At 55.6% G+C, this 25750-nt stretch carries 28 protein-coding genes and 2 pseudogenes; 20 read left to right on the top strand and 10 right to left on the bottom strand.

The window, feature by feature from the left end; genetic code table 11:
- Positions 1–343: 343 nt before the first annotated feature.
- From AC1RMF_RS10250 to AC1RMF_RS10215, 8 genes and pseudogenes are all read right to left on the bottom strand, one after another.
- The gene (locus AC1RMF_RS10250) at positions 344–1132 is read right to left on the bottom strand and encodes a hypothetical protein (RefSeq protein WP_493141578.1); all 789 of its coding nucleotides are present in this window, start codon (positions 1130–1132) and stop codon (positions 344–346) included.
- A 390-nt stretch (positions 1133–1522) separates the two neighbouring features.
- Positions 1523–2032: pseudogene (locus AC1RMF_RS10245) on the bottom strand (TniQ family protein); the annotation flags it as partial.
- Positions 2032–3597 carry a TniQ family protein gene (locus AC1RMF_RS10240; protein WP_493141373.1) on the bottom strand — a complete coding sequence of 522 codons (1566 nt, stop codon included), beginning with the start codon at positions 3595–3597 and terminating at the stop codon, positions 2032–2034. The pseudogene AC1RMF_RS10245 and the gene AC1RMF_RS10240, both read right to left, overlap by 1 nt.
- Positions 3594–4535: a TniB family NTP-binding protein gene (locus tag AC1RMF_RS10235; protein WP_493141372.1), complete on the bottom strand. Its 942-nt coding sequence runs from the start codon at positions 4533–4535 to the stop codon at positions 3594–3596. The genes AC1RMF_RS10240 and AC1RMF_RS10235 overlap by 4 nt, the downstream gene beginning before the upstream one ends.
- Positions 4519–5241 carry a Mu transposase C-terminal domain-containing protein gene (locus AC1RMF_RS10230; RefSeq protein ID WP_493141371.1) on the bottom strand — a complete coding sequence of 241 codons (723 nt, stop codon included), beginning with the start codon at positions 5239–5241 and terminating at the stop codon, positions 4519–4521. The genes AC1RMF_RS10235 and AC1RMF_RS10230 overlap by 17 nt, the downstream gene beginning before the upstream one ends.
- Entirely contained in the window at positions 5238–6596 is a 1359-nt protein-coding gene (locus AC1RMF_RS10225; protein WP_493141370.1) for a TnsB C-terminal domain-containing protein, read from the bottom strand. The genes AC1RMF_RS10230 and AC1RMF_RS10225 overlap by 4 nt, the downstream gene beginning before the upstream one ends.
- Entirely contained in the window at positions 6571–7035 is a 465-nt protein-coding gene (locus AC1RMF_RS10220; RefSeq protein WP_493141369.1) for a hypothetical protein, read from the bottom strand. The genes AC1RMF_RS10225 and AC1RMF_RS10220 overlap by 26 nt, the downstream gene beginning before the upstream one ends.
- Positions 7036–7582: 547 nt before the next feature.
- On the bottom strand, positions 7583–7867 hold the full coding sequence (locus AC1RMF_RS10215; protein ID WP_493141368.1) for a hypothetical protein: 285 nt from the start codon (positions 7865–7867) through the stop codon (positions 7583–7585).
- A 636-nt stretch (positions 7868–8503) separates the two neighbouring features.
- On the opposite strand from AC1RMF_RS10215, the gene AC1RMF_RS10210 reads away from it, so the two are divergent.
- The 13 genes and pseudogenes from AC1RMF_RS10210 (at position 8504) to AC1RMF_RS10150 (ending at position 15129) form a co-directional block, all read left to right on the top strand.
- Positions 8504–8908, top strand: coding sequence for a hypothetical protein (locus tag AC1RMF_RS10210; RefSeq protein WP_493141367.1), 405 nt, complete (start codon positions 8504–8506; stop codon positions 8906–8908).
- 74 nt (positions 8909–8982) lie between these two features.
- Positions 8983–9174, top strand: coding sequence for a hypothetical protein (locus AC1RMF_RS10205; RefSeq protein ID WP_493141366.1), 192 nt, complete (start codon positions 8983–8985; stop codon positions 9172–9174).
- 26 nt (positions 9175–9200) lie between these two features.
- Complete coding sequence (locus AC1RMF_RS10200; RefSeq protein ID WP_493141365.1) at positions 9201–9776, top strand: 3'-5' exonuclease family protein; 576 nt, start codon at positions 9201–9203, stop codon at positions 9774–9776.
- A 300-nt stretch (positions 9777–10076) separates the two neighbouring features.
- Entirely contained in the window at positions 10077–10910 is an 834-nt protein-coding gene (locus tag AC1RMF_RS10195; protein ID WP_493141364.1) for a hypothetical protein, read from the top strand.
- A gap of 155 nt (positions 10911–11065) precedes the next feature.
- Positions 11066–11230 (top strand): annotated as a pseudogene (locus tag AC1RMF_RS10190) (integrase core domain-containing protein); the annotation flags it as partial.
- A 282-nt stretch (positions 11231–11512) separates the two neighbouring features.
- Entirely contained in the window at positions 11513–11770 is a 258-nt protein-coding gene (locus AC1RMF_RS10185; RefSeq protein WP_493141363.1) for a hypothetical protein, read from the top strand.
- 9 nt (positions 11771–11779) lie between these two features.
- On the top strand, positions 11780–11995 hold the full coding sequence (locus AC1RMF_RS10180; RefSeq protein WP_493141362.1) for an AbrB/MazE/SpoVT family DNA-binding domain-containing protein: 216 nt from the start codon (positions 11780–11782) through the stop codon (positions 11993–11995).
- On the top strand, positions 11992–12399 hold the full coding sequence (locus tag AC1RMF_RS10175; protein WP_493141361.1) for a type II toxin-antitoxin system VapC family toxin: 408 nt from the start codon (positions 11992–11994) through the stop codon (positions 12397–12399). The genes AC1RMF_RS10180 and AC1RMF_RS10175 overlap by 4 nt, the downstream gene beginning before the upstream one ends.
- Before the next feature lie 37 nt (positions 12400–12436).
- Positions 12437–12838 (top strand): hypothetical protein, encoded by a 402-nt coding sequence (locus AC1RMF_RS10170; RefSeq protein ID WP_493141360.1) that lies wholly within the window; start codon positions 12437–12439, stop codon positions 12836–12838.
- Between the two features lie 11 nt (positions 12839–12849).
- Positions 12850–13167, top strand: a complete 318-nt coding sequence (locus AC1RMF_RS10165; RefSeq protein ID WP_493141359.1) for a hypothetical protein — start codon at positions 12850–12852, stop codon at positions 13165–13167.
- A 354-nt stretch (positions 13168–13521) separates the two neighbouring features.
- The gene (locus AC1RMF_RS10160; RefSeq protein WP_493141358.1) at positions 13522–13926 is read left to right on the top strand and encodes a hypothetical protein; all 405 of its coding nucleotides are present in this window, start codon (positions 13522–13524) and stop codon (positions 13924–13926) included.
- A gap of 99 nt (positions 13927–14025) precedes the next feature.
- Entirely contained in the window at positions 14026–14550 is a 525-nt protein-coding gene (locus AC1RMF_RS10155) for a hypothetical protein (RefSeq protein WP_493141357.1), read from the top strand.
- 255 nt (positions 14551–14805) lie between these two features.
- On the top strand, positions 14806–15129 hold the full coding sequence (locus AC1RMF_RS10150) for a restriction endonuclease subunit S domain-containing protein (RefSeq protein ID WP_493141356.1): 324 nt from the start codon (positions 14806–14808) through the stop codon (positions 15127–15129).
- A gap of 27 nt (positions 15130–15156) precedes the next feature.
- Here the strand turns inward: AC1RMF_RS10150 and AC1RMF_RS10145 are convergent, their stop codons facing one another.
- The gene (locus AC1RMF_RS10145) at positions 15157–16407 is read right to left on the bottom strand and encodes a YifB family Mg chelatase-like AAA ATPase (RefSeq protein WP_493141355.1); all 1251 of its coding nucleotides are present in this window, start codon (positions 16405–16407) and stop codon (positions 15157–15159) included.
- Positions 16408–16659: 252 nt separating this feature from the next.
- Here AC1RMF_RS10145 and glnK point away from each other — a divergent pair, with 252 nt between their 5' ends.
- The 7 genes from glnK (at position 16660) to AC1RMF_RS10110 (ending at position 23750) form a co-directional block, all read left to right on the top strand.
- Entirely contained in the window at positions 16660–16998 is a 339-nt protein-coding gene (glnK, locus tag AC1RMF_RS10140) for a P-II family nitrogen regulator (RefSeq protein WP_342619769.1), read from the top strand.
- A gap of 33 nt (positions 16999–17031) precedes the next feature.
- On the top strand, positions 17032–18561 hold the full coding sequence (locus AC1RMF_RS10135) for an ammonium transporter (RefSeq protein ID WP_493141354.1): 1530 nt from the start codon (positions 17032–17034) through the stop codon (positions 18559–18561).
- Between the two features lie 139 nt (positions 18562–18700).
- On the top strand, positions 18701–19567 hold the full coding sequence (locus AC1RMF_RS10130) for an aldose 1-epimerase (RefSeq protein WP_493141353.1): 867 nt from the start codon (positions 18701–18703) through the stop codon (positions 19565–19567).
- Entirely contained in the window at positions 19564–20484 is a 921-nt protein-coding gene (locus AC1RMF_RS10125; RefSeq protein WP_493141352.1) for an SMP-30/gluconolactonase/LRE family protein, read from the top strand. Before AC1RMF_RS10130 ends, AC1RMF_RS10125 begins: the two co-directional genes overlap by 4 nt.
- A gap of 65 nt (positions 20485–20549) precedes the next feature.
- Complete coding sequence (gene glcE, locus AC1RMF_RS10120; RefSeq protein WP_493141351.1) at positions 20550–21710, top strand: glycolate oxidase subunit GlcE; 1161 nt, start codon at positions 20550–20552, stop codon at positions 21708–21710.
- Positions 21688–22923, top strand: a complete 1236-nt coding sequence (gene glcF / locus AC1RMF_RS10115; protein WP_493141350.1) for a glycolate oxidase subunit GlcF — start codon at positions 21688–21690, stop codon at positions 22921–22923. The genes glcE and glcF overlap by 23 nt, the downstream gene beginning before the upstream one ends.
- An 86-nt stretch (positions 22924–23009) precedes the next feature.
- On the top strand, positions 23010–23750 hold the full coding sequence (locus AC1RMF_RS10110) for a FecR domain-containing protein (protein WP_493141349.1): 741 nt from the start codon (positions 23010–23012) through the stop codon (positions 23748–23750).
- 44 nt (positions 23751–23794) lie between these two features.
- Here AC1RMF_RS10110 and AC1RMF_RS10105 read toward each other — a convergent pair whose 3' ends face one another.
- Positions 23795–25747 carry a hypothetical protein gene (locus tag AC1RMF_RS10105; protein ID WP_493141348.1) on the bottom strand — a complete coding sequence of 651 codons (1953 nt, stop codon included), beginning with the start codon at positions 25745–25747 and terminating at the stop codon, positions 23795–23797.
- Positions 25748–25750 lie beyond the last annotated feature (3 nt).

Here is a 25750-nt window from a genome sequence, read left to right as displayed (position 1 = left end):
CGAGACCTGCGACTAACGAATCTATTCGGTCTACCAGAAAGTAGTCGTTGAATTCCGATCACTGGACTGTCATTATTGAGGAGCACATCTAGTGTGTCCATGCTCCGCACCTGCCAGCGCATTTGTATCAGCAACTGCAGGCATGAGAGCACGGCCACAACCCCGCCGTTTCGGGATGCTTCGCACCGCGACCAACGTTACATCATCCCGTGAAACAATCGCCAAACCGGCCAATACTGCCGCAGGCAGTGCTCCACCGGTGGCCTGGCACAAGTGGATTTGGTGCAAATTCAGAAGTTACCTATTTACAGGTTGATTGATTCGAGCGGCAGAAATTATGTTCTTATAGGCTCCTTCCTATAATGGCGCTCGTCTGAACAAGAAGTCGAACCCCGGCGGCCCAGTCGTCAACTCCGGCGCGGCGTAAAAGGTCTGCGAAGCGGGCGGCCAAACCATTTCCTTCACTGGGTATGCCAAAGCGAGTCAGAAAGTAGAGGCTGGGTTCCACCTGGTAACGGCAGAACCTCGGCCGAACGCCATTTGCATAGAGATCTCCCCATCGACAGAAAATTCGCGCCAATCGAATGTCGTGGGCGCATTTGGGTGAACAGTCGCTATCGTTACAGTCTGCATATTCCTGCCAAGTACGATTGAGCTTTAGGCCATCACTCAATGTCAACTCGCAAACCTTAGTGAAACTCAAACCAAGCCAAGTTGCAACCGCGATACAACATGCGTCGCGTACTGCACTGGCTTTTGCATCTCTAGCAGCGTGGGTCGCCTGAATATCAGCCTCCAGCATATTCATTATTGTGTAGACCATGTCTTGCGACAAAACCTTCAGACGTGCAGGCAACAGTACGTCCAAAGCCTTACCCTCTTTAACCCCCAGTTGACGCTTTAGTGCTATTTTTGAAATAGGCTTCGTCGAATTGGATAGGACGGCTTTTGCAGATTGAACCTCTTCCGGACTGATCTGGTAGCGCTTGCCACAGAGGTCCTCGTTGGACACAGAGTGAAGCCAATAAGGCAATGTGAACTCCATCACATTGAATTCACATGCAGTAATACCAGCCGACTTCATCAGCGCAACGAAGTTACTCGGCCAGTCGCAGGTCATCCAGGCGACCATACTTAGGAGACTATGCCGAACTGAAAGCGAATGTCGCGCGAAATCAATTCTTCGGGTTTTCGCAATTGACCGCAAAGTGGGACGGAATGTAGATGGTGCCTTAGACACAGCCAGCTGTGCTGCGTGACGAGGGGTGGAGAGTATAAGAAGCAGCGCACGGAGGCCCTCCCACCACAACTGCGGATCTACTACTTTCAGCGGGAGTTGTTCTTGTCGCACACTCAACGGAGCCATTTCAATCCATTTGGAGCGTGAAATGCGACAGCTTCTGAATTTGTGCTCAGCGTAGGGTGTGCCACAGGACTCGCATCGGCTCAGTGGCGCCATTCGCTGATGCGTCAGGACGATTGGTTCCTTGCATACTGGGCAATGGTCAATCAGTGTGTGGTGGTGCACCGGGCAGCGAACCGCTGTTGCCATGCGTCCAAATTGGCGCCAGTAAGGAATTTCGTCCTCACCAATGCAGGCGGAACAAATAGCGTGGCGGGCACCCTTGCGCTTTCCAGCTAAGGCAGTGCAATTTAGAACCCATGGATGTCCCGTTGGACTTTCCTCTACACCAAGGTATTGGAGAGTTGCTGCGAGGGTGAGGCTTGCCAGGTGTCGTTGCGGCAACAGCGTCAGATTGCTGAGAATGGCGACGGCAATCTGGGAATTCGACCCAAAGTCAATGTTCGAAAAACTCCGCAACCGATGCCCACTATTGCGAAACAAACCCGCTGCATCCATAAAGCCGTTGGACTGGGACAGTCGCCATACCCATGATGCAAGCGATTCGCGCTGAGCTGAATCCTCGCACCCTATTGGGTCGACACGAATGAGGAGTGACGAAATCCCCAAGGCGGCGTCTGACGGCACTGTCGGTTCATTCGATGCACCTGAAGTGGTAGCGCGCAACATCAATGTACTATTGACGACTGCCGTCGTGGGTGCTGTTCTGTCCATCCGAACAGGGGGAGCTGTGCATGAAGCGATTCGCAATTCAGCCATTTGTTGAGATGACCATTGTTCAAGCGCATGGCAACCCGCTGTCGCGGGTGGGAGTCTTTCACTTCCTGCGCGTCATCTAGAAGGTGCACCCGAGATGTCCACGCCTTCATAGTTTGAATTGCAAATTCCATCTGAGCGTTTTGTGCGGCGCTCACACCGTCAGCAACACAGAAGACCGTCGCACCTCGCTCCAACATGATGGCTGTCGCACCGCGTAAGAATCTTGCCTTCATTTCCACAGTCCCTGACATGCTCAGCAACCGTGCATCGAGCGCCTTGAAAACGCGAACAGTGTGGTCTGGTGACCAGTGACGTTTGAGCGGAGACCTTCGAACCCTCGGTACGACTATTTGAACTCGTTTGTATATTGGAGCGAAAAGAAACCTAATCAAACTTGAAAGCGGTCGGCGCTGCCGCTTCCGGTAGCGCGCACAGATAGGTCCCGTACGTATGGCCAGTTGCGCAAACGCATCCCGAATCCAAGGCGGATCAGTTAGCGCGAGGTACGGCGCTGGCTTATACATTGTTCCCTCACATGCCATTAGATCTACGAAATTGTGCGGCCAACTCGCCGTCAACCACTCCATAAATCGCAGAGCACTGTGCCTATGGCGGATGGGCCACTCGTCGAAACATTGCTTAGTGTTCAGGCTAATATCAATTAGTAACCGCTTGAATTCATTCGGAAGACTTCTCTGTGCTATCAAGCCTGCACGATGTGGATCCGCAATGTGACTTAGTATTTGGCGGATACCTCTCCACCATTGATTTTCCTCGCCTTGAGCAACGGGTAGCATGCTTGGTTGGTTGTTTCCGGCATGGCGTGCAAAGTCGGGCGCAGCATTGGTGACTTGGCAGGCCTCTATGGGCATATTCTTAAAGTGAAGATTGCAGCATTCACAGCGGTCAAGCGGCTGAATTCGCTTGCCGTGTATGACGAAATGCGCCTTGCAATGAGGACACGTCTCCAATAGCAGGATTTGGTGAATTTGGCAATCGGTGGTTGTCGATAGCCGCCAGGATTGCAACCAAAATGGCTCAACGGAGTTCAGGACACACAGCGGGCATACTACATGTCGCATCCAAGGCCTCATGACTTCAGTCTTTCCAGTTCTCAACATCCATTGACCTTTTGTATTGGTCGGCTTACCTTGGAATGCTAGTAGAGCTTGACTGAGCATGAGCTCCTCCACTTGTCGGAGCGGGAGATTTGTTACAGCCGCGATCAATTCAATATTTCTTCTTGACTTGAACAGTGCATCTGTCGACGCACCTGTACTGAGAGTCATATTCCCGGAGGCCCTGGAGAAAGTACTGTCAATGTCTTTGTAACCATTGGAACGGCAGAACCGAAATAGCCATGAACCCAGCGATTCGTTGAGCGGAGCAGGACTATCGGTAATGGTTTTTGGAACAACCGGGAAAAGCGGGACGCTTTTAGCAGTTGGATAAGAAGCATAGAGTTCATTCGTCATGCGCGATTCCTTATCACGCCGTCATTTGCTTCTTTAGAGTGGTTGTCGCCATCCAACGCCGTGGGTGAGTACGGCTCACCCGGTTCACACAAACGACGCATGGGGAAGGAACTACCGAATGGATTGAGTGTAGGTGGTGCACTCTCCCAAAAGTACTCCCTGAATATCCGTTCCAAAAGTGCCAAATCAACTGGAACTTCGCCCTTGTGTATGGCGACTCCAACTTGCGTTACGAAACGAGATACCCCTCGATGTATGCCATCGGTCGCGAAAAAAATGCGACATGCAATCTCTGGGCTAGACAACCAATTCGCGTTACCCTCGCATTGATCCAGCTCTGACAACGCGAAAATGAATCCACGCAGGTCCTCGAATCGCTCATTTAGGTCGAATGGATGCAATGTAAACGAGGCCATGACCCGAGAGCGCAGCTGCATGTTGCTATCAAAAATGACGTGAGCCCTTGATGCGCCGGCAAAAACGGTTGGCGTCTTCAAAGTTTCCAGCATCTCCTTTAGCGCGTCCCCAACGACTTCCCGTGTTCGGATTTGTCCACGATCAGCGAGGTGGTTGAGTTCATCCACCAGAAAGAGTTCAACTCTGCAGGCGTTGCATAGAACCCTCGCTCGGTGTCTAAGAGCTTCAACGGTGCCTACGGCCCCGTGTAAACCCAGACTTTCTAGGAATGCAATATAGATTCCCTTCACCGTTGGCGCTGAAGGAATGGTTAGTAATGCGACGGGTACGTGAGTACCGTCGGCGTCTCGGGTCGCGGGAAAAGCATCGCGATATTCCTTCAGGAGAAAAGTCTTTCCGAGTCCAGACTGACCGAGCAGGCGCAAATGCATCGGTCCGGTATTACTCTTGCCACTGTCATGGCATTCCTGGATGCGGGTCCACGCGTGCTGAAAATCTGGAATTTCAATTCTTGTTGGCATTGGCGTTCCCCTTCTCATAGAACACAGGTTTGTCAGGCTTTGATCCTTGCCGTACCACTTTAAATTTCGGAGGAGATGCGCCTTGGGAACTTACCGGCGGTGCTGCTCTGGCAACATTGGATTCTTGTAAAGTACTAGACCGTTCATTGTTTTTTCCCTTCGCCTTTGCCCGCGCCTTTGTGGTTGGTTTCTTCGGCTTTTCTGGAGCGCTTTCTGTGCTGGTCAATCCCAGAATCTTGAACGCACGTCGACGCTCCAACATGGTTTTTGCCTGCAACATTGGTCGATATATATCTTCAATTCGTTTGCGAGCCTGCGCGCGAGTTATTGCCGTGCCCACAGAGTTAGACTTGCGACGGACGGATTCAATTGCGGCGACCTGTTTGGCGCTTAAGTCCTTGGTGTTTGGATCTTGATTCAAGACTTCAAACCGGTGAAGCGTTACTGGATCTTGCACCCAGACGCGATCCATCCGGCTGGTGTTGTATCGAAGTTGGACTTTGGTCACTCCGCCTGGGGCAACGCGCCGACGCAACTGCTGCAAGGTCGAATTGTTGAAAATGCAGTTTTCCAACTCAATACCGATGTTAGACACGGTTCTGGTCGCGGACTCGCAGCAGATGACATCTAGTTCATCGATGTCCGCCGGAAGTCGCACCCTGTCCAGGGCGTAATGCTCTGTCCAAGCGTCAATTGCACTGGTCATATGCGTCCACCTTTGGGCATCGTCATGTAGACGTCGACGATCCAGATGTGCAATATGCGTTGCAAAGTTTCGAGATCGAGCACTGGGAGATTGGCATCCTCAACGTCCTTCCTGCGCTGAAGGTCAATACCAGTCGCACCTGGCAAGGAGTTCAAGAGGCTCTCATTCATTGTTCTGAAGAACCGCTCAACTCGGCCCTTGTACCATGGCTGTGAAACGGGGCAGTACTGCAACTCGATGCCAAGCTCAAAGCAAGCATCACGGAGGGAATTTGAATGAAATTCAACGCCGTTGTCCATTTTCAAAACCATGGGAATGCCATGGCACGGCCATTCGCCTTGCACTTCGGGAAAACGTTCTTTTAAATACGTTTTAGGAGTGATGGCATGCTTCAAGCAGTTGAGTACTGCTTGTGCAGAGGTGCCGGTGAAGTCGATGTCGAATCCCATCAGCGATCCGGTTGTGTATTCAATTACTGCTGTTACGCGTGGGCGTCCCAGTACCAATTGAGTTTTGGGGTCGATCACTAGGAGATCCAGCGAAGTATGGTCAATCTCCCAACATTCGTTGAATGAATAGATCTCTGACGACCTGTTCGTGCTGCGGAACATGCGCTCTGCAGCCTTTGCGCCATGTCGAGACGCGGCCACTTCAAATTTGTTTCTGATTAGAATGGCGCGTCTAAATGTGCTGTAGGACGGAATCCGTCTTCTGTTGAATGTAGGTGAGGTGTTGAACATCTCCATAAGTCGACGAACAAATTCCTCGTAGGAGGCCAGCACACTGTGACCTTCAGTAGTGAGATACATGTTGTCTATGACGGCGTTCATCATGTTGACTATTTCCTGCGGCATTCGCGATTTGTTTCTCCCGCCGCGTAAGTCAAAGCGCGGCATGACCGCCGTAGCATCGAACCCGCTCCGGTAGGCCCTGGCTTGCCAGCGTTTGAGACTGGAGAGGGAGGGGTTGCGCAGCCCTCCAATACGTTGCGTAACCTCGCTCAACAGATCCTGGAGTACTTGGCCGTCTTTCAGTGGAATTCCACTGTCTGCAAGGGCCCTCAGGTACTCGTAGCTGGCCTGGCCTGCACATTGAGCTTTGGGGCTCATGTCTGAGACTAATCGCCGCGTAACCTGACTGACGGTGGGTTTTCGTCCAAGCTGCCATGGTCTGGGCCGTGACGCTTTGAGGTTGCCTGCCGTGTAGTGCTTCAGCAATGTGTCAATTTCCAGTGTGCGCGTAGAGCCAGTATCGGAACGAAGCGTTAGCTGCTTGTTGTTGTCGATACTTTGAACTTCGTACTTCTGGCCGAATAGGACAATCGGTTGATTAGCGGAAAAGGAAATTTGCAGCATCAAAGTGCTCCTGAAAAGGTTGCAGCGCGGTACTTTCCGTAAGGCGCTGATGGGTATCGAAATAGGACATGCCGTGGGCCAACGCCGCAAGTGCATAGTCTTTGCCGACCAGGGCGGTCAACTCACCAAAGGTTGCCGGTTGAATTGCCGATATTTGGCGGCTTAGTTCAGCTTTCGCGCTCCCGGTTATGGGTATGCGGATCCCACGGACCAAGTCCCGAGAATTGAGCCGAATGGCCTCATCCGCGAGGTCAAAATCCGTGGCTACGAGAAACTCAATACCGACTTGTGCGAGCCGCAACCTGATGGCAGCGTGCTTGGCCAGGGTATCCGGCTCGTCGGCCTCCCATTGGGGTTTGCATTCGCCGCAAGCCATGCATCCCTGCATATCCACCAGCACAAAGTCCGGGGTGTAATCGAAAATGGTGCCCGTCCGCATGCAAAGAGGGAATAGGCATCGTGATAGGCTGGGTTGCTGCATCAGCGATCAGCCAAGATGCTTCCAAACGGTTAATTAAGGCAAGCTCAATAAGGGACTCCCAAGGCAACTCACAAGAGAATCGTCTTGACGGGAAGTTGCCACGCACGCGGCGGCCCTGTCGAGTGACTATGCGGCGTGGCCGCAAATTGGGGTCTAGGTCAAGTAAGTACGCGAGCCTTTTGACTATTGGTGAGGTCATACACAGTTCCATTGCATTTTTTAGGCAAAGCAAGACCATCGCGAAGAAAATTCGCTGAATGGCGAGGAGGGGGCTTGACTTTGCTCACCGCAAAGATGGATACTGTGATTGCTAAGTCTGGATATCCATCCTGTCTGGAAAACGCCGTCTTACCCTTGGGTAGCGCGGCGTTTTTTTATGGGCTGTTCATATTTGCCTTTCCTTTTGTGTTGGGGCACGTGGAGGGCGCTATCTGTAAGCGCGCTAGAAAGCTTGCAGTCTTTAAGATGCTGTGAGTACCTCGATGGTTACTATTTGAGCAGTGCGTCATCGCTCGCTCAGCTCTAACGAGGATTGCTTACTTGTTGACGTACCGGAGTCCTCGCTACTTTGCCCGCTAAAAGCGGACTCCATATAGGCCGCTATCTGCTCGGTTAATCCAAAGTAGCCCCGGCGCCCCTCCAATTCAGCCAATTTGAACGTAACGCGCCCACGCGCCTTTGCGGCCAATAGCGCCGCAACGCTTGGGTAGCGCAGCACTTTGCACATGTCCTTCGAATCCATGATCGGACCATAGGTGGCCAGCAACATTTCTCTTAGATTTACGCTCATTTTTGAGAGTTCGTAGGCAAATGCAATTGAAGTTGGTTTGAGGATTGAACCTCCTGTCGCGTGTAAATAGTAGTGGCAATGTAGAAGTGATGCAAGTTATAAATCACACTATCTGTTTGCAAATATCAGCAAATAAAGTAAACGTCTTCTAATTTCTGTATTGTTAATTTTTTAATTAACTTTTGCTGCAAAAGATATTGGGAATTCCTACTGCAAGGTACTCAGACATCATGCAAATGCTGACGATCTAAGCATGTGCCGGTACTGATTGGCCTATTGTCTTGTTCGCCCACCGAAAGCCTTTGGAGACGCCAGAAAGCAGCATACCTTCTAGGGCAGAAGTTCACTAGACATAGGCAGGCCATGGACGGGTTAATGAACTAGATTGTTGTCTTCAATTGCCCTGGATTGAGTTCGAGCCTGGTCTGCCCCAAGCCGATGCAATAGGAACAGCGCTGGTATGCGATACAACGAAAGTTGGCCGCGTAATTGCCGAGCCAATGGCTGCACGATACATTGCCAATGTCAGTAGCCTAAGAGATTAGTCTGACGACGTTTGTCTCGACTCATACTTCACGGGCTACTACGTGCACAACCAGTCGACTGCAGGCCTAGACTTGCGCTACAGTGACTTTTATGCCTAAGTTAACACCTTGGTTCAACGTCAAATCACAATCGCCAGTGCGCGAGGGTTGGTACGACTGTAAAGAGTGCAATGCCCGACATTACTTTAAGGACGGTCTTTGGTATCGGAACAAGAAGGCGCTAAAAGATGGGCCGATGTGGATCAACAAAATGCATTGGCGTGGCTTTGCGAGCCCATCTTTAAAAAGCCAATTGGCTGAATGCGGTCCCACTGTATCAAGTTCACAAGAAGATCAGGCTTGGCTGGATATGGTGCCTGTTGGCGGGGAGTTTGGAAGTCCTGACTACGAGAGATTGATGCAGGAAGACTTTGACAGACCGATCAGAGTCGGCATGGAGGATGTATTGGAAGGGAAGATGAAGCCCTGCAAGTTTGGCTATTTGCCAAAGACCTAATCAGCTCGATATGTGTTGGTGGCCTGACGTTATCGTGCCTGGAGGGCTTTCATGGAACCCATCGGGAGAATTCAATGACTGACTCTGAACTGCTGAAGGAAGTAACGCGGAACATGCGTGCGACCGAGCGCACTGAAGCGCCGCACCGAGATGAAGCCAAGCAATGGATTGAAACACACGATACACAAACTGGACGAATTTACTGGACGCGCCGCGATCTCTTTGAGGAATGGGCCCGATTGCAATTAAAAGTACGTGGTATTTGATAAGGCATATCCACAGGCTCCTAAGAATGCGACGCATCTTCTTCGACACCGAATTTACGGGCCTGACTGCAGATGCCAAGCTCATTTCCATTGGATTGGTTGATGAATCCGGGGAGCATACTTTCTATGCGGAACTTACGGACACATGGCAACATACAGACGTTGGAGAATTCGCCCTGGGTGAGGTGATTCCCAAACTGGAAGGTGGTGCCGCGCCCATGGCCATGTGCGCTCTGCAGGATCGGCTTGCGGCTTGGATACGGGTATTTGAATCACCTGTCATTCTCGCCACCGACTCGCTTCAATGGGACTGGCCATGGATCGAAACGATCTTGCAGCAGCATTGGCCAGAGAATCTTGTACGTGAGCCTTTGCTGCTCACAATGAATTACCTGAATGATTTCGATGCGTTTGAGAGTGCGGTTGAAGCCGCCTTTGCGAGTGGCCTACGTAGGCATCACGCACTAGACGACGCGTCGGCCAATCGTCAGGGGTGGATTGCAGCCGGTGGCGATACCATCGGCACATGCTCATTCACTTCGATTCCTTCCTCGACAAACACATCTTTGCACGTATGTGCGAAATCGACCAAGTCTTTCTGAATTCGAGTACCGAGACGAGGAGACATAGAGAACCCCACCACCTGAGCCAATAACGGGACCATTGAGCAACACGAGGACGCGCTATAAACAAGGTATGGAAAGCGTCCGATTGAACACCTATATCAGCGCAGTCAGCTTTGCGACGACGAAAGGGGAACGGAGGACTTATCTTCAGGTCGACAGCTTCGGGCCAAGAGCAGTCAGTCGCAAGGTCGACTTGCAGAGCGGCTAAATTCGAATTTTGATAAATAATCGCTGCTAGGTAATCCGAAGCCACAAATCGCAATACGGGAGATAAATATGGCAGAAGCTGAAAACAAAAGCGTTCCAGAAAAGGCGCTCACCTGTGGACTGATCATGCCGATCTCGGCGATCGATGGCCTAGGAGCTGATCATTGGACCGAAGTCAAGACAATCATTCAAGACGCTGTCGACTGCATTGATAGTCCGAAATTCGTAGCGCGACTAGTGAGCGACTCGGACGACGTTGGAGTCATTCATAAACGCATTGTCCAAGGCGTCTATAACGCCGACATCGTCATTTGCGACGTAAGTGCTCGAAACCCAAATGTGATGTTCGAACTGGGCATGCGGCTTGCTTTCGATAAGCCCACTGTCATCATCAAGGATGACAAGACGGATTACGCATTCGACACGAGTATCATTGAGCATATTCCTTATCCAAGGGATCTTCGGTTTTCAAAAGTTGTTGCCTTCAAGCGTCAATTGGCAGACAAACTTTTGGCGACATACAAGTTGGCTGCGACAGATACCAATCACTCGACATTCCTGAAGAATTTCGGCACCTTCAAAGTGGCTGCATTGGACCAAAAGGTGGGTTCCGGGGAGCAGGTGATGATGGAAATGCTGACCGATATCCAGCAAGAAGTCATAAGTCTCCGTCGGACGAACACGACTCGGTCCCGTCGCCCTAGCAGCCCGGACGAAGGCATCGTTCGAATCGTCGAAGAGCTAACAAGAATGAAGCAAGAGGATCCCGCGTTCGATTTCGAAGTAACGGCTGAGCTCACAAAGGCGCTTGAAAAGTCGCTGCCTGCCCCGTCATTCTTTGATGGCCCAAAGGAATTCAAGGAGTCGCTCGAGGTGGTATGTCGAACAATGAAGGGGGATTAAGCTGTTGGGCGACTGCTTTCTAGCCTCAACATCGCGGTTGCGAAGGACTGCTCTGGGTCGATTTCGGCTTGGGGCCAATGCAGTCATTGACCAATGTCAGCCTTGAAGCCGTGAGTTTGACGCTTCTTCGGATCGCTGACTGGTAGGTTGGGATTACCAGCCTGCAGCATGCCCGGGTGGTCGTTGAATCTTGGCGCAGGGAATACAACGAGGAAAGACCGAAGAAATCACTGAGTGGCCTGATGCCGACCGCCTATGCAAAAACATTGATTCAAAAACCAGTTAAATTAACCCCGGACTCCAAAGCCCAGTGCTACTGAAAATGGGGGGACGTCGGGCATCCTCGCACCGGATCAAATCGCAGCTTTGCACACTTCGTAGGCGCCGCTGCCAGAGAGCGCGATGTTAATACTGCATTCAACTCAGGATTCAAGTAGACGAACTCTTCAAGAATGGCTAGTCAGCCAGCCCAGCCGACTCCTACTGACTGAGGCATCCAACTTTCCTTGATGTTGAGCATTGGCGCCGTTTATCATCGAAAAAGAGCCTCGACACTTCTCTCTCTGCAATTCGCTTCCTAAGTCGAATTCCAGAGGTACACCATGGCAGAAGAGAAGCGCGCCCTACGGCGCAATGCAGGGCAATTCAACCGGCTTATCAAGATCACCCGCGCTACCAGTCGCTACGCCGACAGGGATGTTCTGGTGCTTATGCTGGGCCGCCACTGCGGCCTGCGCGTCACAGAGATTTCCAGAATCACCGTGGCTGACGTTATGCCGGCAACCGGCAAGCCATGTTCGCAGACGCACTTTCATGCGTTGCAGGCGATTAGTGAATGCCTTACAATTACAGCAACGTAAGGAAGTAAAGTGACTGAATCAACGATCACCGCAAAAGGGCAGACTACTGTTCCGGCAGACATCCGGCAGGCCATTGGGGGGGTGCCTGGCACGCGCTTGGTGTGGCATGTGCTTGCTGACGGCAGGCTTTTTGTCCGGGTTAAAAACAAGTCTGTACGAGACTTGAAGGGCCTGCTCACTCCAGCCAAGGGCAGGCGGGTTGCCGTTGAGGATATGCGTCCGTGACCGTCGCCGCATCGCTCGACACCAATATTCTGGTGCGTTATATCGTCAAGGACGATGATCGACAGTCGTCGGTTGTCGCAAAAATCTTTGAGCAGCATATCCGCAGGTCCGAATCCCTATGGGTTCCTGTCACCGTAATGCTGGAGCTGGAATGGGTTCTGCGCTCAAGGTACAAATTTCCAAAAGCAGATGTGATCCGCGCCATGTCTACATTGCTGGACACGTTCGAGCTGGAATTTGAATCGGAGGGAGCGATAGAGCAAGCACTATCCAGCTACGAGGACGGTAATGCCGACTACGCGGAGTATTTGCATCTGTCGCTGGCTCGCAAGGGTGATGCGCTGCCGTTCCTGACCTTTGACGCAAAGGCCTCAAAAGCTGCGGGTGCGAGGTTGCTGACATGACTCGAATGAACACCCCGTCACACCCAGGTGAAGCTGCATGACCAAAACTGAGTTTGACTTGATCGCCCGTTTGTTGCGCTCAAAAGAGCCCGTGATTGCCGGTGCCCGTATGGTTATTTTTGACAAAGTAGACAACGCTGATGCAGCCCGAGCAATTAGCGCTGCACCCCAAGCGGTTCACTACACTTCTCATCATGGTGGTTTGGAAGTTAGTGAGCCAACGCAACATAGTTCAATAAGTGAAGCGCTAGCGTACTGTGGAGAAAACATCCCTGCCGACTTTGCCCAATATGTAGAGGTGCAGTACGGCCTTGTGAGTTCCGGCACAACTGCTGTCGCTAGGTTGCGTAACGAATCTCTCCAGTCAGCTGCTAAGTTGGTGGCAATGGAGGCAGAAGTTGCACGAATGCATGTGCAACAAGTGGACGCTTCAAACTGATCGAGGAAACCATGATTTTCAACCAGCAAACTTACCTGCGGATAAAAGCCGCTTGCCAGGCAAAGCAGCCGGTCGATTTTGATGTCGAACGAAGTGCCACGGCTTTCTCTGAAAGCCAAGCACCCACACAGTGGACGGCATACCCACCAGCTCTATTGCCACCGGAAGGTTATGCGAACGTGTTCCTCCATGCGGGCAATGACGCAAGAGGCGCACTCACCAGATTGGAACTGGTCGTTCATCTGGACGGTGGGCGAATCCTTTATCAAGCAAATGGTGCGGAGTTTGTCTCACTCAGAGTTACATGGCCTGCGACGACCAAACAGTAGGAAATTGTGTTCTGTCCAAAGTGTAATAAATCGAATTTAGAGATGGCGTTGAAATGCCAACAGTGTGGCGCCGATCTCGTAGGGCAGAAAATTGACTCCAGAGCGGTCCTCGTGGTTGAGAGAGCGATGGATGCGAAGCGGGCTCGGAACATTGGATTTTGCGTTGGCGTTGCTCTTTTTTTGTTCTCAACAAAACTGTTCTATTGCCACTTTTTTTCGATGAAGTGGAGTCGCTTTTTGGTGCAGCGGTGTTTGGGGCCGTTGGTGCTGCATTCGGACACTGGATTGTTCGTCGGCACTACGATCGCAACTATTTGCTGTGAATGAGTAAGCCAACTGATAGAGGAAATCGAAATGGCAAGCATTAACTTGATTTTGGATACAACACACGAAACTCTCTTGGAAGATCTTGAACATCAAAGGCTGTTTGCGATCATAGAGGGCGACCCCGCCAGCGCCTTGCGGGCTGAGGGCGAGATCAAGCGCCTTCGTTTCAGCGGCAAACAATTCTCAGGTGCGTACACCAACAATTTTGGCATATACGAATATGCAGTTGACTACGCGACTTTGAAACCTGCAAGCGTTGTAATTGTGGTTTGGGCAGCGGAAGTTAATCACGCTGGAGAACGTTTTGCCCTCTCCAGCAGCATCGAACTGATTGGTTGTTCCGCAGGCGCAGCAAAATCCTTAATTGAAGAACAGATCAGGAATGAACTTGATGGTCGTGCCAAAGTGTCTGCGTTAGACAATCGGAACTGACTCACAGAATTCCAAGGAAAACATGAAGCTCCATACCCCAGTCGGACAATTTGACTTTGCTCCCGGTGTCGCGGGCAAACTCAGTGGAATATCACTCGTATGAAGTGGCTATCGAAGCTTATCAAACCTCTCGGTGGAGTGCCCGATACTGAGGAGTCATCGCCTGATCATGATGACTTAAGACTGGATTTCAAAAACAGCCTTCAAACGATTGGTGATTTGGATCATCAAGGGTTTGAGAATTCGTTTGACGCCGCGTACTTGGCCGCCAGTAAGGGCGATCTGCAGACCCTTACATCTGCCCTATCGGATAGTGGCGGTTTGTCAAAACCTAGGGCTGTCGAAGTGGCTAGGGCATTGAGCACAAGGGCAAAAGCATTGACTTCGCGCATCTCGCGGATGCAGCTTGGTTTCACGCAGGAAGTTTGGATGTATTCCAAAGCACCGTGCATGGTAAATCCGAAGCATCCAACAGAAGAGGAAGTCCGACGTGATTCGGCGCATCGCGCAGCGGACGGTAAGAAATATGATCTATCCAAAGGCCTCTTGGTTGACGGGGAATGGACCTGGCCAGGAACTGTAGCTGGATGTAAATGCGTTGCCAGGGGCGTTCTGCCATTTTGACGATGACCATACGTGCATTACACGCCAAGGAAGTGCCATGTTCAAGGTCGATTTGAAAACTATGACTCCCAACTCTGCCAATCCACGGGCACTCAAGACATTTGACATACGCGTCCACCGAAAAGGCGGCACGATCTCTATCGGTCAGGTGTCTGAAACAAATGAAGGGCTTGCCCGCCTAGCAGCTCTAACTCAAGAGCGCCGTGGCCAGGGGCTTGCGCAACGGGGTTAGCTTCGGTTCGACATGAGTTCCATGTGGTCCGGGCCATCGAGCCAGAGCAGGTGCTTCCTGAATACCTATGGGTTCTCTTGCGGTTGCAAGCTGTGCGGCTCGCTGCGGTGCGCTACTTCACCGGGTCAGCAGGGCAGCAGCGTGCACCCGCCGACTTCCTTGAAGGTTTGGTGATCCCCGTGCCCGACCCTGAGGCGCAGCGAATCATCGTGGCTGGCGTTCTGGAAAAGCGGGCTGTCGTTGCCTCGGAACGCAAGGCCATCGATGCCTTTCGCGAGGCGATGCTGCATGAGATTGAGCGCGACATCCTGACCGGGAAGCTGACGCCACCGAAGATCAAGGTCTGAGGACTTCCAAAAGGTGTGGGGCAACCGTCACTCATTTGGGCACAATTTCCCATACGGAAATAAGCAGTAACTGCGAAAAAACCAAATCGTCAACTGTGAACAAAACTCAAGAACTCTGAAAAACAACAACCGCGCAATTTGGTCCGGTGCGCAGCGGCAGCGCTGTGCCGTGCTGCCAAAATGTCCGCAGGGACAAGGATTCATGGCGGCAATCAACTGGAAACGGGCAGGAAATTCGGCGCGCCGCGCCGCCCTGGAGATGGTGATCGTGCCGGTTTCCAGGGGTTCGCGCAGAGCCTCCAGGGCGGTGCGGTTGAACTCCGGAAACTCATCCAGAAACAGAACGCCGTTGTGCGCCAGTGAAATTTCGCCGGGTCGTTGCGGCGAGCCACCCCCGACCAAGGCTACCGCGCTGGCCGTGTGGTGGGGTGTCCCGGTAGGGCGCATGGCCCATTGCTCCATGCGAAAGCGCCCGCTCAGAGACTGGATGGCCGCGCTTTGCAAGGCCTCTTCATGCGTCATGTCTGGCAACAGCCCGGCAAAACGCTGGGCCAACATGGACTTGCCCGAGCCCGGAGGACCTACCAGCAACACGCTATGTCCCCCTGCGGCGGCAATCTCCAGCGCGCGCCTGGCACTGGCGTGCCCTTTGACGTCGGCCAGGTCCGGGAGCGATGCGCTGGCAGACTGCACTATGGGCTCCACACGAAACCAGCCGTCCTCCGTGCAGAGACCCGGAGGAACTTCTACTTCTTGCCCGGCAGGCGCGAATTGACGCACCACATCCAGCAGGTGCCGGGCGCAATACACCTGCACCTGTGGCACGAGCGCCGCTTCTTGGGCGCTATCTTGGGGCAACACCAGCTTGGTGGCGCCAGTGTCCCCCACCAGCGTCAATGCCATGGCCAGCGCTCCTCTTACGGGCCGCAAGTCGCCGGACAGAGAGAGTTCGCCGGCAAACTCGTATCCGGACAGCCGGGCCCCGTCGACCTGTCCGCTGGCCGCCAGAATGCCCAAGGCGATGGGCAAATCCAGCCTTCCTGAATCCTTGGGCAAGTCTGCCGGGGCCAGATTGACGGTGATGCGCTTGTTGGAGGGGAACTCCAGGCCGGCATTCTGGATGGCACAGCGCACCCGTTCGCGCGCCTCCTTGACTTCCACATCCGCCAGGCCGACCAGCGTAAAGCTGGGCAGGCCATTGGCCAGATGCACTTCTACAGTGACCTTTGCCGCCTCCAGTCCCAGCAGGGCGCGGCTTTGCACCAAACATAAGCTCATTTGCGAGATTCCCAAAGAAGTGCGCATCCATTGGGTGCGCTTTTGTGTTGGCACCTAAATGGTGCGTTCTGATTATTTATACAGTGTTTGCAACGGATGAGGCGCCATTTGGTGCACACAAAAAGTGGGGGCATTGGTCCGAGCGGTTGGCACGGACTCTGCTTAGTGGGGTTATCTCCTGATCTTTTTTTGGAGAAGCCGGCTGATCCAGCCCGGTGTCTGCAACCCCTGTAAACAAGCTGAGGTGAACACATGAAACTCGTGACGGCCATCATTAAACCGTTCAAGCTCGATGAGGTGCGAGAAGCCTTGTCGAGTATTGGTGTGCAAGGCATTACTGTCACCGAAGTCAAGGGCTTCGGACGGCAAAAAGGCCACACAGAGCTCTATCGTGGTGCTGAATATGTCGTGGACTTCCTGCCCAAGGTGAAGATTGAGGCCGCCATCGATGACGCACTGGTGGAGCAAGTCATTGAAGCCATCGAAGGTGCGGCTCGCACCGGAAAGATCGGCGACGGCAAGATTTTTGTCTATGACGTTGAGCAAGCCGTGCGCATCCGTACCGGTGAGACAGGTAAAGAGGCCCTCTAAGGCGCTTCTGACAAATAAATAAAGGAACGAACCATGAAAAAACTGCTTGTATCCCTAGCCTTGGGGTTGGGCCTGCTGACGGCCGCCACGTTTGCCACAGCTCAAACTGCTGCTCCGGCCGCTGCCGAAGCCAAGGCTGAAGCTTCCGCTCCCGCTGCTGCAGCATCTGCTGAAGCTCCCGCCGCTGCAGCTGCACCGGCCGCTGACGCCTCGGCTCCGGCTGCTCCCGTTCCCAACAAGGGCGACACCTCCTGGATGATGGTCTCCACACTGCTGGTGATTCTGATGACGGTTCCCGGCCTGGCCCTGTTCTACGGCGGCCTGGTGCGCAGCAAGAACATGCTGTCCGTGCTGATGCAGGTCCTGGTGACGTTCTCGCTGATCGTCGTGCTGTGGTTCATCTACGGCTACAGCCTGGCATTCACGGAAGGCAACGCCTACATCGGTGGACTGGATCGCCTCTTCATGAAGGGCATCTGGGACAACGCTGCTGGCACCTTCGCGAACGCAGCGACCTTCAGCAAGGGCGTCTACATTCCCGAAATCGTGTACGCGGCCTTCCAGGCAACCTTCGCCGGTATCACCTGCTGCCTGATCGTCGGTTCCTTTGCCGAACGTATCAAGTTCTCTGCCGTGCTGGCCTTCATGGTCCTGTGGTTCACTTTCTCCTACGCTCCCATCGCCCACATGGTGTGGTTCTGGGCAGGTCCTGATGCCTACACCAGCAAGGAAGTGGTGGACAAGGTCAATGCCAGCGCCGGTATGGTGTGGCAATGGGGTGCTCTGGACTTCGCTGGCGGTACCGTTGTGCACATCAACGCTGCTGTGGCGGGTCTGGTGGGTGCCTACTTCATCGGCAAGCGCGTCGGTTACGGCAAAGAATCCATGGCTCCTCACAGCCTGACACTGACCATGGTGGGTGCTTCCCTGCTGTGGGTGGGTTGGTTCGGTTTCAATGCCGGCTCCGCTCTGGAAGCCAACGGTTTCGCCGCTCTGGCCTTCATCAACACCTTTGGTGCTACTGCCGCTGCCGTGCTGACTTGGTCTCTGGGTGAAGCACTGCACAAGGGCAAGGCTTCCATGCTGGGTGCTGCATCTGGTGCAGTTGCGGGTCTGGTTGCCATCACACCTGCTGCCGGCAACGTGGGCATCGGTGGTGCACTGATCATTGGTCTGCTGTCCGGTTTCGCCGGCCTGTGGGGCGTGACTGGTCTGAAGAAGCTGCTGGGCGCTGACGACACACTGGACGTGTTCGGCGTGCACGGTGTCTGCGGTATCCTGGGTGCGATTCTGACTGGCGTGTTCAACTCGCCCTCCCTGGGCGGCCCTGGCTACGTGGCCGACTGGGTTACTGCAACCGGCATCACCGCTGCTGACTACTCCATCAGCGCCCAGGTCTGGATCCAGACCAAGGCTGTGCTGACCACCATCGTCTGGTCCGGCGTCGTGTCTTTCGTGTCTTACTTCATTGTTGACAAGACCATCGGTCTGCGTGTCAGCGAAGAAGACGAACGCGAAGGTCTGGACGTCACTTCTCACGGCGAGTCTGCTTACGGCCGTTAAGCCCTGAGTCTCTCCTTGGCCGCCAGTTTGCTGGCGGATGCGCCCGGCGCAACTTTGGTAACCCCGAAGTTGCGCCGGGCTTCTTTTTGGGCGCTTGCGGAATGCACAATCTGCCATCCCTTGCCCAACGAGAATCCCGATGACAGAAACCGTCACCCTCCGCGCCTCGACCATGCGTTGTGAAATTGTTCCCGCATTGGGAGGCAGTCTTGCCGGCCTGTGGTTTGGGGAACATGAGGTGCTTAGACACCAACCGGCAGCGCAGATGCAATCAGGCTTGGACGGTGCGAGCTATCCCTTGGTCCCCTATTCGAACCGGGTGGGCTATCGCCAACTGCGTTGGGATGGGCATGACTATGTGCTGGCGCCCAACTTTCCACAGGAGTCCCACTGCATCCATGGCGTGGGCTGGATGCGGGCTTGGGACGCGGAGCGGATGAGCGCCAGCCAGGCGCGTTTGACGTACCACCACGTTGCCGATGACTACTGGCCATTTGCCTTTGAGGCGGAGCAGGTCTTTACGCTTGATGCCCATACCCTGGAGATGCACATCAGCATCACCAACCGCGCCGCAAAGGCCGCGCCGGCAGGGCTGGGCTGGCACCCTTACTTTGCCAAGAGTGCACAAACCCACGTTCGCTTTTCCAGCAACAGTCGCTGGGAAATGGGTGCTGACATGTTGCCTACGCATGCGCTCGCCCACAGCGGTCTGGATACGGATTGCGCCAACCTGATGGTGGACCACTGCTTTGAAGGATGGGCCGGAGCGCTGCAACTTCAGAGAGGGCCGTTGCGTGTAGAGGTCAGCTCGAACCTGTCGCGTCTGGTGGTCTACACCACGCCTGCGCGGGACAGTATTGCCATTGAACCCGTCAGCCACGTCAACAATGCGTTGTCCTTGGCGGAGCAAGGAGTGGCAACACTTGAAGCGCTGGGCATGCAGGTCCTGCAGCCCGGTCAGTCCATGCGCGCCACCATGCGCATCCGTGTGGAGGAGGTCGTATGAAAAAGCCCATCTGGAGCACCGTAGGCACCGACACGTATGCCTTGGCCGAATCCCCCTTTTGGCATCCGCAGGAGCAGCGGCTGTACTGGGTGGACATCAGCGGGAAGAAGCTCCTGCGCATGCACGCATCGCAGAGCGGCGTAGAGGCGTGGGACATGCCGTCCGAGCCCGGTTGCATAGCGCCTGCTGCAAAGGGTGGCCTGGTGGTCGCCCTGCGCGACGGCGTGTACCGTGCCCGAAGCTGGGGTGGGTCGCTGGAGCGCATTGTTCAACTTCCCTACGACACAAGCTGCATCCGAGCCAATGACGGGAAATGCGATGCGCTGGGACGATTCTGGATCGGCACCATCGACGAGCCCAAGGCGGGACGTGCTGCCGAACTGTTTTCACTGGATTGCCGCTCTGGAGCACCGCTGGTCACGCGCCAGGCCGGAGATGCGCTGACGGCCAACGGCCTGGCCTGGAGCCCCTCCAACCAGGTGCTGTACTGGGCCGATACCCCCAGCCACGTGGTGCATGCATGGGACTTTGACGTGCAGATCAATGCGCTCAGTGCGCACCGCACCCATCTGCAGTTTGCACCCAAGCCACAGGGCTGGACATTCGAAGACACCAGTTACCAGGGCCGCCCGGACGGCGCAGCCGTGGACGTACAAGGCAACTACTGGGTTGCCATGTACGAAGGCCGACGCGTCTGTCAGTTTGCCCCCGACGGCAGCTTGCTGCAGGAACTGGAAACACCGGCCCAATGTCCCACCATGCCCTGCTTTGGCGGACAGGATCTGCAGACGCTGTATGTCACCTCCGCGGGGCATGGCAGAAGCGCAGCAGAGCTGGTGCAGTTCCCTGCGTCAGGCGCCGTGTTTGCCACGCGCGTGGAGGTGCCGGGCCTGCCCGTCGACGCGTTTGCGGACTAATTTTCAAGGTATTGCATACAAAAAATTCACGCTTTGCGCCGCGTCCAGCACGTAACATCGCGGCCATGCCAAATTTGGAACACGCCCTGCGAACCCTGACGGATCGCATTCACGCAGCCCGATCGGACGGCACCGCTCTGCAGATCAGAGGCGGTGGCAGCAAGTCCTTTCAGGGAACCTCCCACGGGGACGTACTGGACACCCGGGGCCTCAACGGTGTGATCAACTACGAGCCGACCGAGCTGGTGGTCACCGTGGGCGTGGGAACACCCTTGCGCGAGCTGGAAGCACTGCTGGCCGAAAAAGGCCAATACCTGCCGTTTGAGCCTCCGCACTACGCCTGGTCCGGCGCGGCGCAGGCCACGGTGGGTGGCATGGTTGCCTGCGGTCTTTCCGGCCCTGCGCGGGCAAATGCCGGCAGCGTGCGCGACTATGTGCTCGGGCTTGAACTCATCAACGGTCTGGGGCAGCGGCTGACTTTTGGCGGTCAGGTCATGAAGAACGTGGCGGGGTATGACGTCTCCCGTTTGATGGCCGGTGCGCGCGGAACCCTGGGTCTGATTACCCAGGTCTCGCTCAAGGTATTGCCTTTCGCGCCGTCCGAGGCCACGCTGTACTTTGCTCTGGAGCAGGCCGTGGCGCTGGACCATCTGCAGCGCTGGGGGGCTGAGCCATTGCCGCTCAATGCCAGCTGTTGGGTCATGGACGATTCGGTAAAAGACGCAGCTCCGAGGCCGGGCTTGTACCTGCGGCTGCGTGGAGCCGCCGCGGCAGTGGATGCCGCGTGCAAACGCATGCTGGCTGAAGTGCCCGGTCAGCGTCTGGACAATGCACAGACCGCATCGGACTGGGAGCTGTGCCGCAACCAGCAACTGCCCTTCTTCACCGCAGCGCCAGAAGGCTGTGTACTGTGGCGCCTGAGCGTGCCGCAAACCGCGCCCGTGCTGGAGCTGCCGACACAGCCCTTGGTGGAGTGGCATGGCGGCTTGCGCTGGGTATGGGCGCCTCTTGCGGCGCGCTCCGGCATCGAAACCGCCGCACGTGCCGTAGGCGGTAGCGCCAGCGTATTCATGATTCCCGGTACGGACAGCGGTCAGGCACGTGCCGCCCTGATTTCTGATGACCGCGCGTTGCAAACCATCAGCCAACGCCTCAAATCCAGTTTTGACCCGCAGGGCATCTTCAATCCGGGACTCACCCTCCATGCAAACCAATCTCGCGCCTGAGTACCAGAACACCCCCGACGGGTTAGCGGCCGAGGCCATTCTGCGCAAGTGCGTGCACTGCGGCTTCTGCACGGCAACCTGTCCGACCTACCAACTGCTGGGTGACGAGCTTGACGGTCCGCGCGGACGCATCTACCTGATGAAGCAGGTGCTCGAAGGCGCCGCGCCCACCCGTGCCACCCAGATGCATCTGGACCGCTGCCTGACCTGCCGCAACTGCGAGAGCACCTGCCCCAGCGGTGTGGATTACGGGCATCTGGTGGACATTGGTCGCAAGCTGGTGGATGCCAAGGTGCCGCGCCCAGCAGCAGAAAAAGCCGTGCGTTGGGCGTTGAAGGAAGGTCTGCCATCTCCCCTGTTTGCACCGTCCATGCAACTCGGCCAGCTGCTGCGTCCGCTCTTGCCCGGCAGTCTGAAGAACAAGGTGCCGCCGCGCCAGTCAAGCGGCAGTTGGCCCAGCCGCAACCACGCGCGCAAGGTGTTGTTGCTCAAGGGTTGCGCCCAACCCACGATGAGCCCCAACATCGATGCCGCTACCGCGCGCGTGCTCGACGCGGCGGGAATCCAGAGCGTGGTGGTGGGCAAGTCCGGTTGCTGCGGTGCCGTCAAGTTCCACTTGAATGACCAGGACGGCGGCATGGACCAGATGCGCGCCAACATCGACGCCTGGTGGCCGCTGATTGCGCCCGATACCCAAAGCGGCGTGGAGGCGCTGGTAATGAATGCTTCCGGCTGCGGTGTGACCGTCAAGGAATACGGACACATTCTGCGCAACGACCCGGTCTACGCGGCAAAGGCCGCACGGGTCAGCGAACTGACGCGGGACCTGAGCGAACTCCTGCCCGATCTGGTTCCTGCACTGCGCGGCAAGCTCAAGGGTACGCCCCGCAGTCCACTGGTGTTTCATCCCCCTTGCACTTTGCAGCACGGGCAGCAGCTGCGCGGTGGCGTGGAGCAGCACCTGCAGGAGCTGGGTTTTGCCGTGCGGCTGGCCAGCAACGAATCCCATCTGTGCTGCGGTTCAGCAGGGACCTATTCGGTGCTCAACCCGGACATCGCCTACCAGTTGCGTGACCGCAAGTTGCAGAACCTGCAACCGACTTCGGCCGAGACCATCATCAGCGCCAACATCGGTTGCATCACCCATTTGCAAAGCGGGACAAACACTGCGGTGCGGCACTGGATTGAGGTACTGGACGACGCTCTGCATTAGGCAAAAACGGGCGATAACGCCCATAATGCGGCCTACGCTTTTCCAGAGTTGCAGGCGTGCGCTCGCATAAACCATCAGGGTGTTCCATGAGCAAGTTCGAAGAGATCGATGATCCCCGTCGCGCGTGGCTGATCCGTGCCTTGTCTACCGGCATGCTGGCCGCGGGTTGGGATGCAGTGCGGGCACAAAGCATTCTGGGCAGCAAGCCCGCCAAGTTACCTGAAGGGCAATCTGTTTTCTCCACCAGCGGCGACGTGCAGGTCAACAACAAACCTGCTGACAAGAGCACACTCATCAAACCCGGCGATACGGTTCAGACCGGCCCCAACAGCCAGGTGGTATTTGCCGTCGGCACGCACGCCATGATTCTGCGTGGCGGCAGCACGCTGACGATTCAGCAGGCTTCTCTGGCACAGGACTCCAAGCTGTCCTCGGTTATTGCAGGACTGCAGTTGCTCACGGGAAAGCTGCTTTCGGTGTCCCGCAACTCCCCCATGACCGTGAAGACCAGCACCGCTACGGTGGGGATTCGCGGTACCGGTTTTTACATCGAAGCAGACCCTGCACAGACCTATTTCTGCACGTGCTACGGCATGACCCAGGTGCAGGCAACCGACGATCCAGAGAGCCATGAGACTGTGGCTGCGAGCCACCACGACCGGCCTCTCTACATCGTCAAGGATGGCGGTGCCGGACGCAATATCCGCAACGCGCCCTTTGTGAACCACACCGACCAGGAGCTCGCGCTCATCGAGGCCATCGTCGGACGCACCACGCCTTTCGTGTTTGGCAAAGACGCATACAGCGGCCCGCGCAAAACCTATTGATCCCCCACGTGCGCCTGCCCTGGCAGACGCACACCTCAAGCGCTTCAGTTTTCCGGCGCGCCGCGCAGAATCCAGGCAACGAGCTTGTCGTAATCCACGCGGGCTGAATTACCCAGTGCCTTGCTGGTATCAAATCCAGTGAGCTGACCGCCATTGTGGTGGTGGCCAGATGGTTTGCGCAGCAGGGGGCTGGCGATCAGATCTGTGAAGTTGATCCGGGAGCGCACTTCTGTGTAGAGCCAGTTCCGGTTGGTGGCATCGGTGCCTGCAACAACCCCCGTGCCGGCGCGGTCGTAGTCGTTGTAGAAGACGGACGGTTTCGGGGCTGTTGCCGTGTTGACGTGGCAGGCGAGGCTGCAGCCACCACCTCCGTTTTGCAGGATGTCGCGGATCTGATTGGCGGGTGTTGCATTGTTGAACGACACCGCCTGCGGGTCCCAGGTAAGCGTAGAGTCCACCGCGATGGTCAGCGTCTTGGGGGCGCTGACGGTGCTGCCATTGCCCGTCACCAGCTGCAGCGTGTAACTGCCGTTGCCGCCCGCTGCCGTGAACGTGGGCGTTGCGGTGTTGGCATTGGTCAGGGTGGCGTTGCCTGTGAGAACGCTCCACTGGTAGGTGCTCGAGTACAGACTCATGGCAGCCGAGAGCGTGGTCGTGTTGCTCTTGATGATCCGGTCCGGTCCGGGGTCTGCCACCGGTCGTCCCGGCTGCGCATTGGCATCTGCAAAGCCCTTGCCGGCTAGGTAAGTTGCCATGGCGCCAAACATCGACGGCGTGGTCCAGTACTTGTCGTACACCAGTTTGGCCAACGGCATGTTGCCGCGGTCGATCACATGGGTCTTGATGCGATCGGAATAGCCGTCGAATTTGGTGAAGGACTCGAAATCGATATCCGACTGATTGCCATTGCCGCGCATGCTGTGGCACACACGGCAGGCGTTGGTCACAGTGTCTGCGTACAGACTGCTCTGGCCGGTGCTGCCCCAGTCACCAGGCAGATAGGTGTCAGAGGTTTCGGCAATGGCATTGGGCAGGTCATTGCCGCCATACATGTGCTTGATATGTGCCGCTGCGGTGCCCTGGTATTCGTTGACATTGGCTGCACGGCGGCAGCTGTCGAAGGCGCCCGCGGTCTCGGAGGCCGGCTTGGCGTAGGTGCACAGCACCATCTTGTTGAGCTCCTTGATGTTGCTCTCCAGCGCCGCGCGGGTAAAGCCGCTGATGCTGGAGAAATCAAACGATGCCGGCTCGAATGCATGGGTCTGCCCGCCAACATCGCCTCGTGCGCCCGACTGGGAGTACGTCAGCTTGGGGAACAACCCTGATGGAGTCAGCGCATCTCCGCGACCGCCGTGGCAGGTGATGCAGATGGTTGGCATGGCTTTGTTGCCGCGCCCGTCCAGGTTGGCCGCAAGCAGCCGTGCTCCAGAGATCGGGTCGAAGGTGTAGAACTTCACAAAGTTGACCGTGCCACCTGGGCCTGGGCTGAATTCGATGCCGTTGGTGCCGATGTGCCAGCGCGATTCGGCGTTGACGGCGGCTTCCACGTTAAACGGGGTGTAGGGTCCGTAGCCACCGACCAGATAGTTTTCCACCACAAAGGCGATGGTGCCGTCCGCGTTCATGCGGCCCGTCATCTTGCGGCCATAGCCCAGATCCCGCTGGTCGCCGATGACGATGCTGATCTCGTTGCCGCCTGTGCCAAAACCATTGGTAGCCTTGAAGCCTGCCAGAGTGGCGCGCGCGTTGGTCGGGTCTATCGCCTGGTAATAGGCCGTGGCGTAGGCGGTGGAGTCCACCTGCAGCGAGCCATCCGTCTGCACCTGCGGATTGGGAAACAGCAGAAAGCTGTTGGGCCCGGCAGGTCCGGCCTGGCTGGCAGGGCTGCTGGATGCGGCAGCGCCGCTGTCACCCGTGCCTCCGCCACAGGCAGAGAGCAGCAAGCTGGCCCCAAGCAACAGCGTAGTGAAAGCGGGAAGCGCAAATCGTTTGTGCATCAT

The organism is Rhodoferax sp. GW822-FHT04A08 (assembly GCF_058801025.1).
The sequence above is the reverse complement of the archived record's forward strand: the minus strand, read 5'-3'. Positions and strand labels throughout refer to the sequence as shown.

Bases quoted from the DNA above. Each gene is read 5' to 3' on its own strand.
- AC1RMF_RS10145 (WP_493141355.1), bottom strand. From the start codon at position 16,407: ATGAGCTTATGTTTGGTGCAAAGCCGCGCCCTGCTGGGACTGGAGGCG.
- AC1RMF_RS10225 (WP_493141370.1), bottom strand. From the start codon at position 6,596: ATGCTGCAAATTTCCTTTTCCGCTAATCAACCGATTGTCCTATTCGGC.
- AC1RMF_RS10235 (WP_493141372.1), bottom strand. From the start codon at position 4,535: ATGCCAACAAGAATTGAAATTCCAGATTTTCAGCACGCGTGGACCCGC.
- AC1RMF_RS10135 (WP_493141354.1), top strand. From the start codon at position 17,032: ATGAAAAAACTGCTTGTATCCCTAGCCTTGGGGTTGGGCCTGCTGACG.
- AC1RMF_RS10165 (WP_493141359.1), top strand. From the start codon at position 12,850: ATGATTTTCAACCAGCAAACTTACCTGCGGATAAAAGCCGCTTGCCAG.
- AC1RMF_RS10230 (WP_493141371.1), bottom strand. From the start codon at position 5,241: ATGACCAGTGCAATTGACGCTTGGACAGAGCATTACGCCCTGGACAGG.
- glcE (WP_493141351.1), top strand. From the start codon at position 20,550: ATGCCAAATTTGGAACACGCCCTGCGAACCCTGACGGATCGCATTCAC.
- AC1RMF_RS10110 (WP_493141349.1), top strand. From the start codon at position 23,010: ATGAGCAAGTTCGAAGAGATCGATGATCCCCGTCGCGCGTGGCTGATC.
- AC1RMF_RS10125 (WP_493141352.1), top strand. From the start codon at position 19,564: ATGAAAAAGCCCATCTGGAGCACCGTAGGCACCGACACGTATGCCTTG.
- AC1RMF_RS10210 (WP_493141367.1), top strand. From the start codon at position 8,504: ATGCCTAAGTTAACACCTTGGTTCAACGTCAAATCACAATCGCCAGTG.
- AC1RMF_RS10220 (WP_493141369.1), bottom strand. From the start codon at position 7,035: ATGCGGACGGGCACCATTTTCGATTACACCCCGGACTTTGTGCTGGTG.
- AC1RMF_RS10170 (WP_493141360.1), top strand. From the start codon at position 12,437: ATGACCAAAACTGAGTTTGACTTGATCGCCCGTTTGTTGCGCTCAAAA.
- AC1RMF_RS10155 (WP_493141357.1), top strand. From the start codon at position 14,026: ATGAAGTGGCTATCGAAGCTTATCAAACCTCTCGGTGGAGTGCCCGAT.
- AC1RMF_RS10250 (WP_493141578.1), bottom strand. From the start codon at position 1,132: ATGGTCGCCTGGATGACCTGCGACTGGCCGAGTAACTTCGTTGCGCTG.
- AC1RMF_RS10160 (WP_493141358.1), top strand. From the start codon at position 13,522: ATGGCAAGCATTAACTTGATTTTGGATACAACACACGAAACTCTCTTG.
- AC1RMF_RS10240 (WP_493141373.1), bottom strand. From the start codon at position 3,597: ATGACGAATGAACTCTATGCTTCTTATCCAACTGCTAAAAGCGTCCCG.
- AC1RMF_RS10215 (WP_493141368.1), bottom strand. From the start codon at position 7,867: ATGAGCGTAAATCTAAGAGAAATGTTGCTGGCCACCTATGGTCCGATC.
- glnK (WP_342619769.1), top strand. From the start codon at position 16,660: ATGAAACTCGTGACGGCCATCATTAAACCGTTCAAGCTCGATGAGGTG.
- AC1RMF_RS10205 (WP_493141366.1), top strand. From the start codon at position 8,983: ATGACTGACTCTGAACTGCTGAAGGAAGTAACGCGGAACATGCGTGCG.
- AC1RMF_RS10200 (WP_493141365.1), top strand. From the start codon at position 9,201: ATGCGACGCATCTTCTTCGACACCGAATTTACGGGCCTGACTGCAGAT.
- AC1RMF_RS10130 (WP_493141353.1), top strand. From the start codon at position 18,701: ATGACAGAAACCGTCACCCTCCGCGCCTCGACCATGCGTTGTGAAATT.
- AC1RMF_RS10195 (WP_493141364.1), top strand. From the start codon at position 10,077: ATGGCAGAAGCTGAAAACAAAAGCGTTCCAGAAAAGGCGCTCACCTGT.
- AC1RMF_RS10105 (WP_493141348.1), bottom strand. From the start codon at position 25,747: ATGCACAAACGATTTGCGCTTCCCGCTTTCACTACGCTGTTGCTTGGG.
- glcF (WP_493141350.1), top strand. From the start codon at position 21,688: ATGCAAACCAATCTCGCGCCTGAGTACCAGAACACCCCCGACGGGTTA.
- AC1RMF_RS10185 (WP_493141363.1), top strand. From the start codon at position 11,513: ATGGCAGAAGAGAAGCGCGCCCTACGGCGCAATGCAGGGCAATTCAAC.